We start from the raw sequence: 17,564 nt of genomic DNA on the forward strand, positions 1-17,564 counted from the left end.
GAAGATAATTCAGCCGACGCAAAAAAGCTGCATGGCTGATTAGCAACGTTAGCCTTTTGAAAATGAGGCTAATAGTCATGAGAGACAGCATAAATTGTTTGTATGACGCAGCACATAAAATATAAATACAAATATTGTGGAGTTTTGCATGAATCCTGGTGAGATGGGTATTGTTTACAAATCCTGCCCCGGCTCTTTGATAGAGGTATTATGTTGTACGGATTCATTTGAATTTAAACCCCATATTCACGATAAGTATGTAGTCTGGCTCAATACTGAATGTGGGGAACATTATACGGTAAAAGGCTCAAATAATATCCTACAGAAGTATTCCATCGGTATTTTCGAGCCAGGATTGGTTCATTCAAACTATGCCCTGCCAGACAATCAACGATGCTTACGAAGTTTTTATATTGACCCAAAATTTTTTCATGGCTTGGCAGAACAGATTGAGCGACCAAAGCAGGAAAATTATTTTAACAAAAAATGTTTTAAAGATACGGCGGTATGGGAACGATTTGCCAGACTCCATGAAATTCTTCTTAAAAAACCTTTAAATCTTGAAACAGATACTGCTCTTCAGGACATTTTTCTTTCCATTCTTGACAGATACGGGATGCGACCGTTTAAATCAATCAATGATTCATGCGACAAGCGAGTCAAAAAGGTCATAGAGTATTTTTATGCAAATTTGGATAGCGAGATCCGCCTCAAAAAATTGGCGGCAATGAGTGATTGTACCGAATTTCACTTAATCAGGCTTTTTCGAAAGCATAAGAATATGTCCCCTCATGCTTTCTTAATACAGATTCGCCTGGAGCATGCTCGTCGTCTCATTGAAAAGGGTGCAGATATTACAAGAACTGCTTTGGCGTCTGGTTTTTCTGATCAGAGCCATTTAACCCGAAAATTTAAAGCCCGTTATGGAATTACACCTCACGCATATAAAGTTTCCCATTGCTTTTGATCTTCAGGTTTCAGCCACGAGTTTTTTTGCATGTAATTTGCTTTTGACAGGGTTTATGTATGAGCATGGAAGGCCGACCAGACACTTTCCACATGCGTCCACATATCCGATAGAGCGGTGTTTTTTTACATTTTTCAAAAGCATTTCATAGCACTTGAATCGGTCAAACGACTGTGTGGTCAATGCTCCGTTTACACATTTTTGAGCACATTTTTGACAACTGCCATCATACTTGTACAAACAAGCCTCTTCATTGGATCTGATGTCAGGCTCAATTTCTGCTGATGTAATAAAACTGCCAACCCGGCCACAACTTCCTTGATTGGTTATCAGCATATTGTTCAGCCCGAAGGTACCAAGTCCAGCAATATAAGCAATATGACGGTGGGACCAGTCACTTATCAACTTTTTTTCATCCCAATTGTGCGTTGCAGGAATTACGACGGATTGATAAGCTTGGGAGTCCAACCATTTCTGCAAATAAAGATTAAGTTGTCGTATAATCTCGTTGGTTTCAGTATATGCGTACCCCCATTCATCAGAGCTATATTGACCATTTATATTGCTTCGAGAAATACTTTTTTTGAAAGGGAGAAAAAAGGCGATGACACTTTTTGCCTCTGGTAAAAAGTCTTGCGGAACAGCGTGGGTCGGGCTTGCCACAGAGCTTAACTGTGAAAACAACGGATCAGATGAAGATGCAAATTTAACAATGGGGATTCCCCACTGTGTTGTAATATTAGGATTCTTCTGATAGTTTTTTACAAAATTTTGAATATTTTCAATTATTGCTTTTTTCATGTTATTCTCCAGTCAAATATTGTTCATTGGCAATTTTGTAAGATGTTCTGGACAAGAGAGTAGTTTATGGAAGGTGTTCTGTCTTGAATAAAATTGACATGAATTCCGGCCCCTTGTTTGACGCGTTATGTGCCCAAACAAATCACCATTGGAGTAAAAATGTTCAAACAACTAAAAGAAATTAATTCACGCCCAAAACCATTTCAATTCTATACAGCCGAAGAATTGTGGGCAAATGAGCATACCTCAAAACAGATGCTCGAATATCACTTAAATGAAACCATTGATCTCTCTTCTCGAAACAAGGGTTTTATTGAACGCTCTGCGGAGTGGATTGTTTCTCACTTTGGAGTAAATGACAAAACTACAATTGCAGACTTTGGTTGCAGTCCAGGCCTCTACACAACAAGATTAGCTGAGAAGGGGGCAACCGTGGTTGATGGGCTTCGCCCACCCTGCGGGCTGTCCTCCAGACAGTCGTCTCGTTCCTCGACCCTGCCCTGTCACCAGACAAGTTACCTCGAAAGGCGCAATGAAGTTTCTTTTGCAGGTGCTGCCCGTTGTTTGTATCACATCACCGTCGGTAACAGCCGGTGATGCCTGGACCTTGGTATCCCGGTATGGTCCTGCCCGGGAATTTTTGCAAAAGAAAATCAATGCATTATCATGCTGATCTATTTTATACAAAAGAACCGATAACTTGCTAAGCTTCCTTCATATTTTGTTGTGGGTCAAGCCTGGGGGTTGATAGACCAGGTCGGCCCATGGCCGTTATTCCATGCAAGGATAGGGTTAACTTTCCAGGACCTGCCCGACCTTTACAGCCAGATCCCTTTTTGAAAAGGGTTTTTGAATAAAGTGGACATCTTCATCCAGTATCCCCTGGTGGGCAATGACATTGGCTGTGTACCCGGACATGAACAGCACCTTTAAATCCGGAATTATTTTTCCAATGCGCCTGGACAACTCAAGCCCGTTCATTTCCGGCAGTATTACGTCGGTGAGCAATAAATCAAATGCTGTATTTTTGCTTTCTACCAGATCCAGGGCTTCATCCGGAGACTGGGCGCAGATCACCTGATACCCCAGGGATTCAAGCAACTGCTGGCTGATTTTCAGAAGCTCCACCTCATCTTCAACCAGTAAAATGATTTCTCCGCGGCCCTCTGTCACAGGGTCGCTGAAACTTGACTGGTATTGGACTTCTCTGCCTTTGTACCGGGAAAAATAAATCTTAAATGTGGTTCCCTTGCCCGGTTCACTGTAAACATTGATAAATCCATGATTCTGCTTGACAATACCATAAACGGTTGAAAGCCCAAGTCCTGTACCCTCCCCCTTTTTTTTGGTGGTGAAAAAAGGATCGAAAATCTTTTCCAGAAGGCTTTTATCAATGCCTGAACCGGTATCGCTGACCTCAAGACAGATAAACTCTCCAGGCATAAATTCCGGATGTTCCATGCAATAATCTTTATCCAGTTGGGCGGACCGGGTTTCAATGCTGATTTTTCCCTTGTTTCCCATGGCATCTCTGGCATTGATGCACAGGTTCGCCAAGACCTGATCCACCTGCACCGGGTCCATCTTCACATACCCCAAGGTTGGATCTGGAAACCATTCCAGTTCAAAATTTTCCCCAATGAGCCGCTGGAGCATTTTGAGCATGTCTCCAACCTGCCGGTTCAGGTCGATCACCTTGGGGGAAATGGTCTGCTTTCTTGCGAATGCCAGAAGCTGCCGGGTGATATCCGCTGAGTGCAGGGTCGCCTTGATGATTTCCTGGACATCGCCGCCCATGGGATCTTCGGGATGAAGTCTGTCTAAAAGCAATTCGGAATACCCTAGAATCACGCCAAGCGTATTGTTATAGTCATGGGCCACCCCGCCGGCAAGCCGCCCCACCGATTCCATCTTCTGGGCCTGGAGAAGCTGTTCCCGGACTTTTGCATGTTCTTTTTCCCTTTCTATTCTCCGGGTAATGTCCTCGGTGGTTCCCATGATTCCCACAATGGCCTTATCAACATCATATATGGGAGCCAGGGACAGTGAACTGAAAAACACTGCGCCGTCTTTTGTTTTTTGGCGAAGTTCGTAGCCCATGATCTTTTCACCGTCAAAGGCCCGGTTGCAAAGATCTTCAAAGACAGGCCCGTCTTCTTCAAACACCGTGGGAAGGACCTTGTTTGTCACTTGTTCCGCCTCCCAGCCAAACAACCTCCGGGCGGATTCAGTCCAGATGGCCACCTTTCGGGACGTATCAACGCTGAACAAAGCCAAGGGGGAACAGGCCACCATTGCCTTGACCTGCTGATTTTTTTCTTCAATATCCAACATGTTCTGGCGAATGGCATCCCGCATGCGTGTCAGGCTCAGGGCAAGGTCTAAAAATTCCTTGGTCCTGGGAACGTTAATTTCCCGGGTCAAATCCCCGTTGGCAAAAGCGGATGTTGCCTGGATCAACGCGTTCACAGGCTGCACCACCACTCTTCTGACAAAAAACCAGGAGACCAGGAAAGCGGCTAGAAAAAGGATAAAAAACATATTCACGGCATAACGCACCCCATCCATGACTTTTTTATCCACCACGGATTTCGGAAACCCCACATCCACAATGCCAAGCAGGCGGTTATCCTCAGATTCGACGGGTATCAGGGTGTGATACACATCCCCGGAAAGGATGGTGGCATCCTTTCCTTTTTGAACAACGGAATCAAGCCCGGGCAGGGGCATCTGTTTTTTCCACATTTTTTTATCATTATGGATAATAATCCTGCCGGACCTGTCCAGAATACAGACAAACGAGACATGCATGTGCGAGTTGGCGTCATAGAGCTTACGACATTCCAGATACGCTGATTCCAGGATAAGATTCAAATCGGTCAGTTTCCCGAAATCCGAATACCTGGACCGGACATAAATCCGGATACTCTGGGCCAATGTCCTGGAGCGCCACTCAATGGCCTCAAGATAATTCACCTTGAACCGGTGAATGTAAATCAGGGTACAAGCACAGACGGTGACCAGAATAATCAGGCCCGAGAACAGCATTACCTTAAGATGCAGGCCCTGGCCGATACTGCTGATTTTCAATCGCTTCCCGTTTTCCGCATTCAAAAAAAGATTTCCTTTTATTTGATTCACATGATTCTCAACGCCTGTAGCCCAGCTTTTTTTCAGCTTTTTGCGTTGCCGCAAGAACTTTGCTCACCCATTCCTCCCCGACATTCTGCTTCAGCCATTCCACAGCACTTTTTCGGGTCCTGTTTTTAAACATTTCCATCTGATCCGGCGTGGGGAAATAGATGTCCACGCCCTTGCTCTTAAGATATTTAATTCCTTCAAGCTCGTTGGCCACGGCAAGACCGCGGTTTGCAGCGGCGGACACCCTTTTAGCCTGGGCCATGATCTTTTTCATATCCTCTGGAAGCTTCCGGTACCAGGCGTCATTCATCAAAAGGGTGTAGGTCCCGTAGACATGGGCATCCATGACAATGTATTGTTGAATATTTTCAAAGTGAATAATCATGAATGTCCCGATGGAGTTCTCCTGGCCGTCCACAATTCCAGATTCAATGGCTTCATATAGCTTGCTCCATGAAATGGGAACGGCCTGCGCCCCTAAATCGGAAACGATTTTCATGTGAACAGGGCTTTCCATGGTTCTGATTTTCAATCCCTTCATATCATCCGGGCTGCGGATGGGCCGCTTGTTGTTTGAATAGTGCCGAAATCCGCCGTTCTCAATCCAGTACAGAGGTCTAAGACCGGTTTTTTTGGCCATATCCTCGATCAGAAGTTGCCCAAACGCTCCGTCCAGGACCTCCCAGGCGATTTCTCGGTCTGCAAAAAGATAAGGGATGGACAAGACCTGAAGCGGCGGATAAAGGGTGGAGACATGGCCGTCGGCAAAATCCCTGGCATCAATCAGCCCGTCCAGAACCATATCCACCATGTCCAGGGATGCCGTTCCCATGGTCTGGGAATAGAGTTCAACCCTGAAGCGACCGCCGGATCTTTCCTCTACTTCCTTTTTCAATACGGAAAAAGGAGTCCAGCTGAAACTGTTCGCATTTTCAGGATAGCCAATGCCGATTCTCATCACATGGGAAGCGTCCTGGCAAAGGACATTTGCGGTCGGGCTAAAAAATATTGAACAAAAAATAATACTGATCGCTATTTTTCTCATGATACACCCCCTCCATGAATCTATCATCTGTTTTTTCCCAATTACATGCATCTTTAAAAGCGTTTGCCGACAGGATATGCTGAATGGTTTTGTAGGGGTTGATCATAACAGATTTGTAACGCCATTAACCGCTTGTAATATAGGAATAGAATAGGATAGGATAGGAAGACGCTTTTTGTCAAGGAAAGTATGAAGGACGATTGACAAAGAAGATGAAGTTTGAAATATGGCTCCAGCCGGTGTTGATTAGCTTTTTCTTCTGTTTATCGGTGATGACATTATTTTATCCGAAGTAGGGCTTCATATGGCGATCATTCTCAAAAAATATTGATGGATGCATCGCTTTTTCACAGGATTATATTGACCAGAATTTTTAATAAGGGATTCGCTCCGCTCATCCGTCGTGTTTTTTTTTAAGGCATGAGTGGAGAGCATTTATATAAGTGCTCCCCCACTTCGGCTATCCCTTGCCGGGTTGCTCCCCAGCAGCCCCCGACTCCGTTTCACCGAAACTGTTATTTCGTGGATATGTCGCCGTTGGTCTTGATTTTCAACACCATGTCTGCGTCCACCGTTTTTTTTGTCGCAAAAACATGGCATATGTTAAGGCTTCTTCACAGATAGTACCGATCAATGGGCCGTTCATCAATACCGGAATGCACCCTGTGATGGTAGTCGCAAATCAGGCATTTCCTGCCAACATATTACTGAAAGCGTATGTTGAAAAAATCAGCTTTATATTCCAAGATATTCGGATATGTGTTATCGAAAAGGTATTGGATATTTAATATCCTGTCAGGGGGTTGGGGAAGGAGGGTTCTATTAATTAATGATACAGGCCAAGCCGCTCTGACCCTCTTGGTTGCTGAATCAGACCCGAAACAAAAAGACACTCTGATCAAATTAATTATGAACTTATTGTGCAAAAAGGAATAAACCGCCGAAGAACATATTTATTAAAAGATTTTATATTTCAACAAAAAAGTGCACCGAGCAATGCCGGTGATTTTCATGTTATAATCAAAGGAGATTGTGAACTGAAGAATGAAAAACGAAGAAGAAACAATTACAATTCAAAATACAGAAATGAACCACAATAAAGAAAATATAAAATTGTCGCCTTTTGGTCATTTATTTAGATTACTTGCATCATGGTTTGGATTTACTGGTCTTTATGCAATGTTTGCAGTTTGCCCTTTTTGTGGACAGCAAGGCTGTCCTGTCGGTATGGCATCGGCGGGTACTATTGGAGCGTTTTTTGCGCTTTGCTTTCAAGATTGGAAACGGCTTTTTGTATATATTAAACAAAAATTGAGCAAAAAAAGGTTATATCGGGATAGGACTCCCCATCACTGAGGAGTCCTCCCACACCACCCGGCATACGGATCGCGTACCAAGGTGGTTCGGCTGATCAGGCAGATCAGTTCCCGGACAGGAACAATCCAAAGGAAAGGAAATATTTGTTTGGCAGGGCCATGATGACCCATTTTACCCTGTTCATGCAGTTTCAGGCGCATCAGGCGGACAGCTGGGATATAAGGGTGAAATTTCCAAATGCTATATCGCGGGGCTCGGTGTCGCCTGCAGCGCGTTACTCAGCCTGCCGCGCTTGTTTTTTCTCAAGCTATTTTCACAAAAAGAACTGCCGGTTTATCGGGATGCCGTATGACGCTGACGAACGGTTGTTGACAGAACGACAGGTGGAGGCCTGTCGGGGGAGGCCAAGAGATGAATTGCAGAGTGGAAAGAAAAAACCGATTTATGTTGTTTGGAAAATGGTGGCAGACAGCTGTCGGCCGACTTGCACAGCGTGTGTTTATGGCTTTTTTGCTGATCGGTTTTTGTCACAGTGCCTGTATGGCGGCGGGCACCTTGCACCTGCAGACGTATGACATTATCGATCCACAGATGGGGATACCCGCCTTTCGGGTGCTGGCCCCGCAGGACTGGCAGCTGCGCGGCGGGCTGACCTGGAGTGCCGCCTTGGCAAATCTGGTGACAGCGGATGTAGCCATCACCGCGCCGGATAATTCAGCCGGATTTTACATTCATCCCTCTCCCATGTATATCAGCGGACAGATCGAGTCTCAGTGGTCGGTCGGGCAGCTTTATCTCGGTATGATCGTCATGCCAATTCCGAACAATCCGACAGAGTTTCTGCAACAGCTGCTGTTGCCGCAACAACGGCCCAATGCTCGCAATCTTCGCTTGGTTGAGCAGGAGAATCTGTCCGATTGGGCCGCCGGGGTTGCCGCGACGCAACCGGGTGGAATTCAGGGCTACGGTACCCGTTCCCGGTTTGCCTACACGGAAAACGGCCGAAATTGGGAGGAGGACTTCTATTGCGTGGTGCTCGTTACTGGCGGGCAAAACCTGTTCTGGCTGGCGGATCGAAACCTTTCGGTACGGGCCGAGACCGGGAAACTGGACGCGCTGAAACCGTTGGCCGGCGCTTTTGTCAATTCGTTCCGGGTGGAGCAAAGCTGGTACGCGCGTTTTTCCAAAGCCCAGCAGCAGTGGATCGCCGCCAAGCAACAGGGGATTGCCAATGCCGGAGCACTGAGCCGGGCAATCAGTCGTAGCAATGATCAGTTCACCCAGAGTCTGATGCAATCCTGGAACGCTCGGCAGCAGGCTGAAGATCGTGCCAGCCGCGAGTTCAGCGAATATATTCGCGATTCGGAGAACTATTATGATCCGGTCAACGAAATGCAGGTCGAGCTGCCCGGCGGCTATCAGAAGGCCTGGACCAATAATCAGGGCGAGTACCTGCTGTCGGATGTGCCCGGATACAACCCGAATCTCAATTCCAATCTGAACTGGGAAGAGATCCGCCCGATCCGTTGACGAGCGCTGCCGTTCCAAATGCAGTTTAAAAAGGAATCTAAAGCCGAAGCTTACGCTCAAGAAATCTTCTAATACGGGCCATTACCCAATTTCCGGCTCTCAGACTCTTCACCATAATGATACAGTCCTCTGCGTAGCGGACAAATTGGTGGCCACGTCTTTCCAACTCCTTGTCGAGGTCATCAAGAAGGATATTCGCAAGCAGCGATGACAACAGGCCGCCTTGAGGCATGCCTGTTGGCGTAGCCTGGAGAGGGGTGTTAACCATGACATCGTGAGACATTTACCAATAAGCTTAAGCACACACTTATCGTTTATCTGACGGGAAACGCTACACATAAGGACACCATCATGGGGAGCATATGACTCCCTTTAAAAACAAGTTCACACACTATAATCCAAATGAAATTTTAACCATACTGGACACTTCGCCTCCACCGGTTACAAACTCAAGGCTGGTCCTGCCACCAATGTAAGTATTGAGCAAATGACTTGTCACCTCCATGCCACACTCTCCATTACCGGGTATGAATTCCATGTTGGTGCTGATACCGTAATAGCTGGAATTGATCTCCATGGAAAAACCAGGCATGATACGGGGAAGCTGATCATAAAGGTGGGTAGAAAAAATAATTTCATATAATTTTTCCTGTTCATTGGTCTGGGAATTCAGGGCCTGGCCGGACAGATAGAGGAGGGGCTTTTCGTATTTGCCTGTTTTTAAATATCGCATCCTCAAATGCCTTGATATTTTTTTGCCCAATTTATCCATTTTTTGGACGATGGGGATTTCCATCGACACTTTTTCTGCCATTTCAACAACGTACTTTTCCGCCATTTTTTCTCTTATATAATTAATTTCCCTGAATTTTCCTTTGTAGAGTTCATATTCCATGGCACCGGGTTGAAAATAGGCCCCTTCTTCAAACAATTCCCCATTGTTCCAGGGTAAAAACCTGGTTTCGTCAACCATCTTAGACCATAGAACTTCCAGAAGCGTATAATCATCCTCATTTTCCAGGGGCATCCTGCTTTGAAATTGATTGGAGTAGGCCTCAAATGAAGTTTCGTAATTGGATTGGTGAGTGAGAGGTAATGAATCGGCTGCCAGGACGGCACCCAAAAGCAGGAGAGACAGCGCAGCCATGATGCCAGCCGCCACTATGTATTTTTTGAGGTTTATTAATATTATAGTCATGGGACGCTCCTCTTTTTTCAGAAGATATGGCCCACATTGGACAATTCTATGAAGGCCCGTCTCGATCTCTTTTTTCAAAGGTCAATGCCATTTTAATTTCCATTGTCTTTTAAATTGATTGCGTATTTTTTCTCTTCCCAAGAATCATAAGTTCGGGCTTGGTCATAAGATTTCGTAAACAGATGAAATTATCAAATCCGAACAAATGTTTTTTCAAAACTCAGCGTTAATAATTTAAGTGGGTTAAAACAAATCATGATGAGAATTTATTAAGTGACGAGTTTCCTTGAATTATGACTTATTATAATACAGTTACGGCCACACATCAATCATGATTTTTGGCACCATTCATTTCCCGGATACATTTTCCTGTTTACTCTTGCTGGACCAAGGGCGCATTCCCATTTTTATTACAGATCATGGGGCACTGGCCGCCATGGCTGGTACCCCAAGGGGATGGGCTTTACAAAGCAGCAAAGCCCCCTTCTGTCCTCGGTACAGAAGGGGACGGATATTAATCCCTATACCATTACACGTATGTATTTGAGGCGGATGAGTTTTATTTTTTTTGAAGACTTTCCCAAACCGCTTCAATCTGTTGTTGGGTATGTGCAAGATCCTTGGTATTATCGACCACAAAATCAGCAAACTGAAGCTTTTCATCTATGGGCAGCTGGGCCTTAAGAATATTGGCTGCATCTTCTTGACTGATACCATCCCGGTTGGCAAGCCGTTCTATCTGCACCTGGGCCGGGACATGGATAACCAGCAACTTGTCAAACAGATACTGCAGATTCAACTCAATGAGCAGCGGCACCGCCACTTGAATGATGGCTTCAGGGTCTTTTTCTGTAATTTCTTTCACCTGTTCAAAGAATGCTTCATAGATGGGTGGATGGGTAAACCCTTCCAGCTTTTTGCGTTTTTCCATATCCCCGAACACAATATCAGACATCTTCTTGCGATCCAAAGAGCCGTCTTCAGCCAACACCTGACGACCAAAATAATCCACAATCTTTGCCAGGCCCGGGGTGCCGGGTTCCACCACCTGGCGGGCAATCAGGTCAAAATCAATCAATGGAGAACCCAATTTCCCCAGCATTTCCGACACCGTACTTTTACCGCTGGCAATACCCCCGGTCACCCCCAGCAGAAAATGGCGACCTTCCCCTTTGACTTTTTTCATCATCTCATCAAGCCCCAGATAGGTGGGGGGAAACACCTGGGTGACATCACATTCAGCCCCCGCAAAACTGATGGGATATCGTACGCCCCGTCGATAAAGGGCCTCCAGCCCGGAAAGCGCTTTTTCCATCAAATCCGCCGGAAGTGCCATCACCATTTCATCATCCTGGGCATGGCCATAACGGCGCTCTCCATAGCAGGGAATACCCACAGATGGCTTCCCGGTCTCATAACAACGCACAATGGCATCGGAGCAGGAGGATTCCCCCACGCAGGCAAAGTGCATGACTTCGTAATCACAGAACTGCAGGGCATTGATCAACATCATTATCTGTGCAGGATTGGCATAAATCAGCACAATATCCGGTGAAAATGGATTATACACCAGCGGTGCCATGGCCAGGGCCTGATATTTTCCCAGGGGAAGGCGGGGAATAGAGGCTTCAAATTTACGGCCATCTGCCTTGGTGGCCACCCAGACAATATTCCTGAAGGTTCCATCTTTATGGGTTTCGGGCAGCTCTCTCAAGCCCAGAATCGACGAGCAGGAGGAGAAGAGAAAATCATCCAGATCCGCTCCCACACTCCAATCAAAATTGCGCACCAGATTAATCATCTGGCACATGGTCATTTTACTCTGGGGACGTCGAAGAAAAGGAATGGTGTCAAGGTTCTCCTTTTTTTCGAGCATTTTAAAGGCCACGGGAAATGATTTTAAGCGCAGGAGCCGCTCAAACCGTCTGATTATTTTTTCCCAATCCTGTTTGTCTTTACTCTGCATAATTAATTTCTCCTTGAACACTTGATAAGACGCAATGAGCCATTTATATGAAAAGGCAACCTCAGCAGAGCCGCCCCCCCGATGGTCAATAGGAACCGGACAATTGAGCTGTCTACAGTTCCGGTCCGGGCCCATTGCCCGTCGGGGGGGGCGGCGGCATATTGCCATTTGGCTCCGCGTCTACGACCCAATATTCATTGTGTCCGACAGGACATGACCGTTATAACAATGGTGGGATATTAACGAAAAACAACCGGATGATATCTACCCTGTTTCAATGCGGCCAGAAGCGATGTTTCACTGTCAATGCTCTCATCAAAAGCGGTGGCATACACCCCAACGGTTGAGGCATCATGGGCATCACTACCCCCCGTTGACGGCAACCCAAGCCCTTTGGCCACATCCCGGGCAAAATTATTCTCGGTGTCCGTCACCTTACCATTTAAGGTTTCCACCCCATTGACCCATTTAAACACCTCCCGGGCCATGGCACTGTCCGGGGTCAACCCCACATCATCGGCTCCAAAAGTCAGAAACCCGCGAAAGGGATGGGCCGCAACAATAAAACCGCCCACAGCGGCAACCTGTTTTTTCAGATCTGCAAGTTTGGTAATGCCCTGAAGATTTTCATAAAAACCAAACACCAGCATATCGCCCTGTTCGGTGATAACCTCATTGGCCCGCAACACCAGAAAATCATGTTTTTCGCGCAGAGCCTGCACGGCTTCCGCTGACCAGACATAATTATGATCCGTCAGACAAATACCCTGCAGACCGATACCCTTGGCCGCTTGGATCATGGTATCCACCGAATCGGACGCACAGGGTGAAGCAGGCGACGTGTGCACATGCATGTCAATGACAAAACGGCCCTGCCCCGAATAGGTTTTTCCGGTTACCCCGGAGGATGTTTGTCTCTCTGATGATGTTACGGAAGCAGGCTTTTTTTCAGTCACGCCACCGGATGAATGGTTCTGCTCTTCCATACCCACCGATGATTCCGCCACGGGCACAGCTTTTTCAGTGCTGCCCATAAACTGTTTAAAGGTAAGTTCAGGATTCTCTTTCCGAGCATCTTCCCATGCCAGCAGTTTGACAGTTTCCCGAACCGCATAGCCACATTCAATAAAAAGATTGGCAAAATGGCGACAGGAAAGCCGACCAACGGTCTTATGAATTTTATCATCAATTCCGGCTTTCAGACAAAATCCTTCGGCCTCATGGAGAAAATCTACGGCCCGGGGACATTCCGGTGTTGTCCAGCGCAGCCAGCGACCTTTAATATCAGAACAGATCAAATCGCTGATATTGACCCTGAAATCCAGCTCCACACTGTAAATGGAATCATCCAAAATGCCATGCACTTCAAGGGTATCCTGGTCCAGACGCGCCACATCCACCACTTTATTACGCATAAAATCAAACATCACACCCCTCCTTCACCCTTCTCAGACTCAAGTTCACGAACCAAAGGGGTCCCTTTGGCAAAAGCCGCACAGCGATCATAGAGGCGGATACTTTTTTTGACCATTTTTGAATAAAAGGAAAACTTGCCAGCCTCGTCATCGGGTGCCTTTAAAAGCACTTTCCGGGTCAAGGTCAAGATCACACCGTGACAGCACTCTTCCACCATATAAACGATCTGTTGAATCTTTTCTTCTTCGCCCATGAGTCCCTTAATGATTTTCAACATCCCGGCGGCCACCCGTACTCCGATCACCGTCTGCAGACGCTGGTCAAGATCTTCAATTTCTCCGAAATAGGCATGCCTGAAATGACCGGATATGGCACAGATTTCCATGTCCGGCATTTTCACATCAATCATCACTTCAGCATCGGTCAGGGTATCACGCAAACGACACACGGAGCGAAGGGTGGAATCATTTATTTTTTCCACACTGGTATTACGATTCATGGCAAATTTAAGAATATTGTTCGACATGGCAAGTTTTCCTCCTTTTTATTCAGCAGGCATTCTATTCAACAACCGTGAACTTCCAGGCACAGAACCAGTCTTCGGGATGCTCATCCGGGGGACAGCCCACACATTCAGTGACAATGCGCGAATCAATGGTACTGGCAAAATAGGGGTATTCCACCAGTCCCACGGATTTACAGGGATAATCGGCAAGCCCCTTTCGTTTCCTTGCCACCTGAACCCGGCATTCATTCATGCGAAAGATAATGCAGTTTTCGTTCACATCTTCAATGGATTGTTTGTTTATCAAGGCATACATTCTGAAGGCCAGGGCTTTTTTCAATGCAGGGATGCCCCCCTGCTCCGGCAATTCAAGCAGCTGTTTAATACGCTCTGCCTCAAAGGGAGAATACCTTGTCCAGCAGGAATCATTACAGCGTTTGGCATCGTTCATGCCATATTTCTTCTCCACTGCCTGGAACCAGATCCCGTCATTGGCCAACCAGTTTACCCCAAGATTTTTCAACAGATCAATCAATTCCTCGCGGGAAAGCGTGTGCAGATGCGCCGGAACACCATCTTTGATTTCAAAACCAAAGATTTTAGATAAGCGCTTCAACTGATTCTGGAAACTGGCTTCCCAGACGTCTGCTTCAACCGCCATCGCCTTTTCCATGCCCAATTGATGCTCCACCTGGGCAAACCACTGCCCATAATGGACCATGGTCCGTCGAAAAGAATCCACAACCCTTTTCATCAACAACGCATCATCTGCCTCTCCAATAATCTTATCAATTTCGTTCATCGCTTTGCTTTTCCTTTCTCTGTTTGACATGTCCGCGATGCAATCAGCAGCCGTATTGAGCTCTAACATCGCCTTTTGGGGGACCGGGTTCAACTTCGGTCACCTGGGAATGGGATTAGGCTTGTATAATCAAGCCCATAATACCTTCTTAGCAACAAAAAACAACACCAAATCTTTACCAGTAAACTACCAGTAAAAAACTGGTAGATCACCTTAAAATACCAACACTTTTAAAACAACAGCAACTGGGATCTTAAATTAACCTTTTTATTGACCAAACCGATTTTTTTTCTAATATTCTCCCGATGAAACTCCACCGTTCGCAAAGAAATATTAAAAAAACTGGCAATTTCTTTATTGCCAAGGCCCTCTTTAATCAGGTTGGCGATTTGAATTTCCCGGGGGGTCAGATTCAGTAAGGGAGAAGAAAGTCTCTGGGAAAACGGGGAAACCAGATTCTCCAGATTGGTCTGTAATGCCGACAGGCAGGTGCGCTGGGCATCGTCCAGGCGGGTGGTATTAAGTTTTTCCAGATAGGGCAGCACAAGCTTTTTCATATTGGCCAGGACCTTAGATTCAAGCTCGTCCTTATCATCTTCTCGGGCTTTAAGAATAACCCGCAAAGCGATATTTGCCTCTTCAAGTGTCTTGGATTTCAAATCAAGTTCTGCGGTGCGCCGGATCAGCCCTGCTTCGGCTTTTTTTCGCTCCGCAATCTCGGCGTACAACCGCTCATTCAAGATGGTTAATTCCCGGGTTCTCTCCGCAACCCGGGCTTCAAGCTGGGATCGCGCTTCCATTAAAGCATTTTCAGCTTTTTTACGATCCGTTATATCCTTGGTCACATGAACCATGCCCACAATATCATTATTATCATCAAAGATCGGTGAGGCGGAGATTACAAATGTTTTTCCTATACGGTAATTCTCCACCTCAATGGTATGAGTTTTAAGGTCCTTGAGTACTTTTTCCACCGGACAGATACGACAATTTTTATCCCTGTCCCACAGGGCTTCATAACATTTGCAATCGACAATCTGACTCAACTCAACCTGAAATCCCTCAAGCAGGGAGTGGTTTGCCGAAACGATGCGCTTGTCAAGGTCAAGAATCGTGACATAATCATCAATGGCATCAAAAATTCTCCAGCACTGCCCCAGGATCGTTGCGGTATCTGTCTCATCTGTGTTTTCAGAAGTCATATCGCCTTCGCAATCACCCATATTTATGGAAATTTTCAGATATTGAACCTTAACCTCTCAGCTCCCGGGGAATGGTGCACACGGGAATGGCTTCCATCTTATGTTTATTTGCCCGGTGAAATCCCCTGTAAATATCCAGCACTTTTTTCTGATGGGGAGACAGATCCGATTCATCACCTGGGTTTTCTTCAAAGGCCATGGCCCACTCCAGTTCGGGATAGCTTGCCCCTATCTGGGATTCGTCGGTGCGATCATCCTCCCACAACCCATCGGTGGGGGCAGCGGTCAGGATAGCCTCATTTATACCCAAAAAGCGCCCCAAGGCATAAACTTCGGTCTTAAACAGATCGGCAATGGGGGACAGATCCACACCGCCATCCCCATACTTGGTATAAAAACCCACCCCGAAATCTTCCACCTTATTACCTGTACCTGCCACCATCATGCGGTGGTGACCGGCAAAGGCATACAGGGTCACCATGCGCAGTCGGGAGCGTGTGTTGGCCATGGTCAATCCGTCCTGAATATCCCGGGGCAAGCTGGTGCAAAGGGTCTGAAAGGAGGGCGTCAGATCCACAGTGACCCCGGAGACATTATCATATGTCTCTTCCAACCATTTAATGTGACCGTCGGAAAGAGACACCTGGGACGGAGCCTGATGAATGGGCATGTTCAACACAATTGTTTTTTTACCGGTTTGTGCGCAAAGGGTCGAGGTGACGGCAGAATCAATGCCCCCGGACACCCCCACCACGAAGCCCTGAAGTCCTGCAGATTCGCAATGGGTGACAAGCCAGTTTTTAATATATGAAGCAATTTTTTCCATGATTTCTCCTGTACAATCCCAATGGCAGGAGTACCTGCCACAACAATAATATGGGTCGGCCCACAACCCGGTTCTAACTTCAGGACGGTTCCTCCAGGGGGCCTTCAAAACTGAGCTTTCCCCCATCCTGAAATTCCGTCAATAATTTTTCCAGGGCCGGGGCCAGATGATCTTCCACCGCCACCCCGTGGATGACCCTGTCTGTATAATCCGTGTGGGACACCGTGGCATCATGCAGGTTCAGCTGATACAAAAGGGTGTCGTTAAAGGCATAGGGCAATGTAACCGTGTAGGTTCGGGTCTTCACAATCTTCATGAGTTTTTCCAGGGCCAGTGCCGCTTCAACGGACTCGCCATAGGCATCAATAAGCCCCCGAATTCCCAGTTTGACCCCGCCGAAATACCGGGTCACCACAGCGACAATCCGGGTCATGTTATGCCGTTGAAGCACGTTCAGCATGGGTTTACCCGCTGTTCCGGCGGGCTCCCCATTGTCTGAAGAGTGAAACATCTGCCCCATCTCCCCCACAATATAGGCCCAGCAGTTGTGGGTGGCGGTTTTATGTTCAGCGGAAATGGCAGAAATAAAGGCTTTGGCCTCCTCCATGGAATCCACCGGAGCCAGGGAACAGATAAATGTGGATCGTTTGATTTTTATCTCCTGACACCTTGGTGCCCTGACTGAATAAAAATATTCCATGGTAACCTCCCTTGTATTCATCACAAACCCACCTGTCCGCACCGGGACCCCATTCGCCCCAAAAACATTCCCTGTATTAAATCATGAGTCCGGGCATTTCAAGCACTAAGTTTAAAAACCAGGCACTGGTTACACGACACCGGGCTTA

At 46.6% G+C, this 17,564-nt stretch carries 16 protein-coding genes; 4 read left to right on the top strand and 12 right to left on the bottom strand.

Translation table 11 applies throughout. From position 1 onward, the window contains the following. The first annotated feature begins 148 nt into the window (after positions 1-148). On the top strand, positions 149-967 hold the full coding sequence (locus ACYQ2M_RS04150; RefSeq protein WP_459915058.1) for a helix-turn-helix domain-containing protein: 819 nt from the start codon (positions 149-151) through the stop codon (positions 965-967). Between the two features lie 3 nt (positions 968-970). On the opposite strand, the gene ACYQ2M_RS04155 is transcribed toward ACYQ2M_RS04150, so the two are convergent. Then, positions 971-1,768: a 4Fe-4S binding protein gene (locus ACYQ2M_RS04155; protein ID WP_459915059.1), complete on the bottom strand. Its 798-nt coding sequence runs from the start codon at positions 1,766-1,768 to the stop codon at positions 971-973. A 159-nt stretch (positions 1,769-1,927) separates the two neighbouring features. Between ACYQ2M_RS04155 and ACYQ2M_RS04160 the strand changes: the two genes are divergently transcribed. Next, entirely contained in the window at positions 1,928-2,365 is a 438-nt protein-coding gene (locus ACYQ2M_RS04160; RefSeq protein WP_459915060.1) for a class I SAM-dependent methyltransferase, read from the top strand. 195 nt (positions 2,366-2,560) lie between these two features. Here the strand turns inward: ACYQ2M_RS04160 and ACYQ2M_RS04165 are convergent, their stop codons facing one another. Beyond that, the gene (locus ACYQ2M_RS04165) at positions 2,561-4,882 is read right to left on the bottom strand and encodes an ATP-binding protein (RefSeq protein WP_459915061.1); all 2,322 of its coding nucleotides are present in this window, start codon (positions 4,880-4,882) and stop codon (positions 2,561-2,563) included. A 34-nt stretch (positions 4,883-4,916) separates the two neighbouring features. Further along, positions 4,917-5,954, bottom strand: a complete 1,038-nt coding sequence (locus tag ACYQ2M_RS04170) for a DctP family TRAP transporter solute-binding subunit (RefSeq protein ID WP_459915062.1) — start codon at positions 5,952-5,954, stop codon at positions 4,917-4,919. Between the two features lie 1,044 nt (positions 5,955-6,998). Here ACYQ2M_RS04170 and ACYQ2M_RS04175 point away from each other — a divergent pair. Further along, positions 6,999-7,310: a hypothetical protein gene (locus ACYQ2M_RS04175; RefSeq protein WP_459915063.1), complete on the top strand. Its 312-nt coding sequence runs from the start codon at positions 6,999-7,001 to the stop codon at positions 7,308-7,310. A 372-nt stretch (positions 7,311-7,682) separates the two neighbouring features. Further along, on the top strand, positions 7,683-8,801 hold the full coding sequence (locus tag ACYQ2M_RS04180; RefSeq protein WP_459915064.1) for a hypothetical protein: 1,119 nt from the start codon (positions 7,683-7,685) through the stop codon (positions 8,799-8,801). A gap of 37 nt (positions 8,802-8,838) precedes the next feature. Here ACYQ2M_RS04180 and ACYQ2M_RS04185 read toward each other — a convergent pair whose 3' ends face one another. From ACYQ2M_RS04185 to ACYQ2M_RS04225, 9 genes are all read right to left on the bottom strand, one after another. Continuing rightward, complete coding sequence (locus tag ACYQ2M_RS04185) at positions 8,839-9,084, bottom strand: reverse transcriptase domain-containing protein (RefSeq protein ID WP_459915065.1); 246 nt, start codon at positions 9,082-9,084, stop codon at positions 8,839-8,841. A gap of 108 nt (positions 9,085-9,192) precedes the next feature. After that, the gene (locus ACYQ2M_RS04190; protein WP_459915066.1) at positions 9,193-9,999 is read right to left on the bottom strand and encodes a hypothetical protein; all 807 of its coding nucleotides are present in this window, start codon (positions 9,997-9,999) and stop codon (positions 9,193-9,195) included. A 559-nt stretch (positions 10,000-10,558) separates the two neighbouring features. After that, a complete protein-coding gene (gene coaE, locus ACYQ2M_RS04195) occupies positions 10,559-11,965 on the bottom strand; it encodes a dephospho-CoA kinase (protein ID WP_459915067.1) in 1,407 nt (468 codons plus the stop codon). 239 nt (positions 11,966-12,204) lie between these two features. After that, on the bottom strand, positions 12,205-13,392 hold the full coding sequence (locus ACYQ2M_RS04200) for a PHP-associated domain-containing protein (protein WP_459915068.1): 1,188 nt from the start codon (positions 13,390-13,392) through the stop codon (positions 12,205-12,207). Next, entirely contained in the window at positions 13,392-13,907 is a 516-nt protein-coding gene (locus ACYQ2M_RS04205; protein WP_459915069.1) for a hypothetical protein, read from the bottom strand. Before ACYQ2M_RS04205 ends, ACYQ2M_RS04200 begins: the two co-directional genes overlap by 1 nt. 34 nt (positions 13,908-13,941) lie before the next feature. Continuing rightward, positions 13,942-14,688: a DUF6125 family protein gene (locus tag ACYQ2M_RS04210; RefSeq protein WP_459915070.1), complete on the bottom strand. Its 747-nt coding sequence runs from the start codon at positions 14,686-14,688 to the stop codon at positions 13,942-13,944. Between the two features lie 230 nt (positions 14,689-14,918). Next, positions 14,919-15,890 (bottom strand): LuxR C-terminal-related transcriptional regulator, encoded by a 972-nt coding sequence (locus ACYQ2M_RS04215; protein ID WP_459915071.1) that lies wholly within the window; start codon positions 15,888-15,890, stop codon positions 14,919-14,921. Between the two features lie 49 nt (positions 15,891-15,939). Then, a complete protein-coding gene (gene nadE / locus ACYQ2M_RS04220) occupies positions 15,940-16,716 on the bottom strand; it encodes an NAD(+) synthase (RefSeq protein ID WP_459915072.1) in 777 nt (258 codons plus the stop codon). A gap of 79 nt (positions 16,717-16,795) precedes the next feature. Continuing rightward, on the bottom strand, positions 16,796-17,416 hold the full coding sequence (locus ACYQ2M_RS04225; RefSeq protein WP_459915073.1) for an IMPACT family protein: 621 nt from the start codon (positions 17,414-17,416) through the stop codon (positions 16,796-16,798). Positions 17,417-17,564: the final 148 nt, after the last annotated feature.

The organism is Desulfocicer niacini, assembly GCF_054657595.1.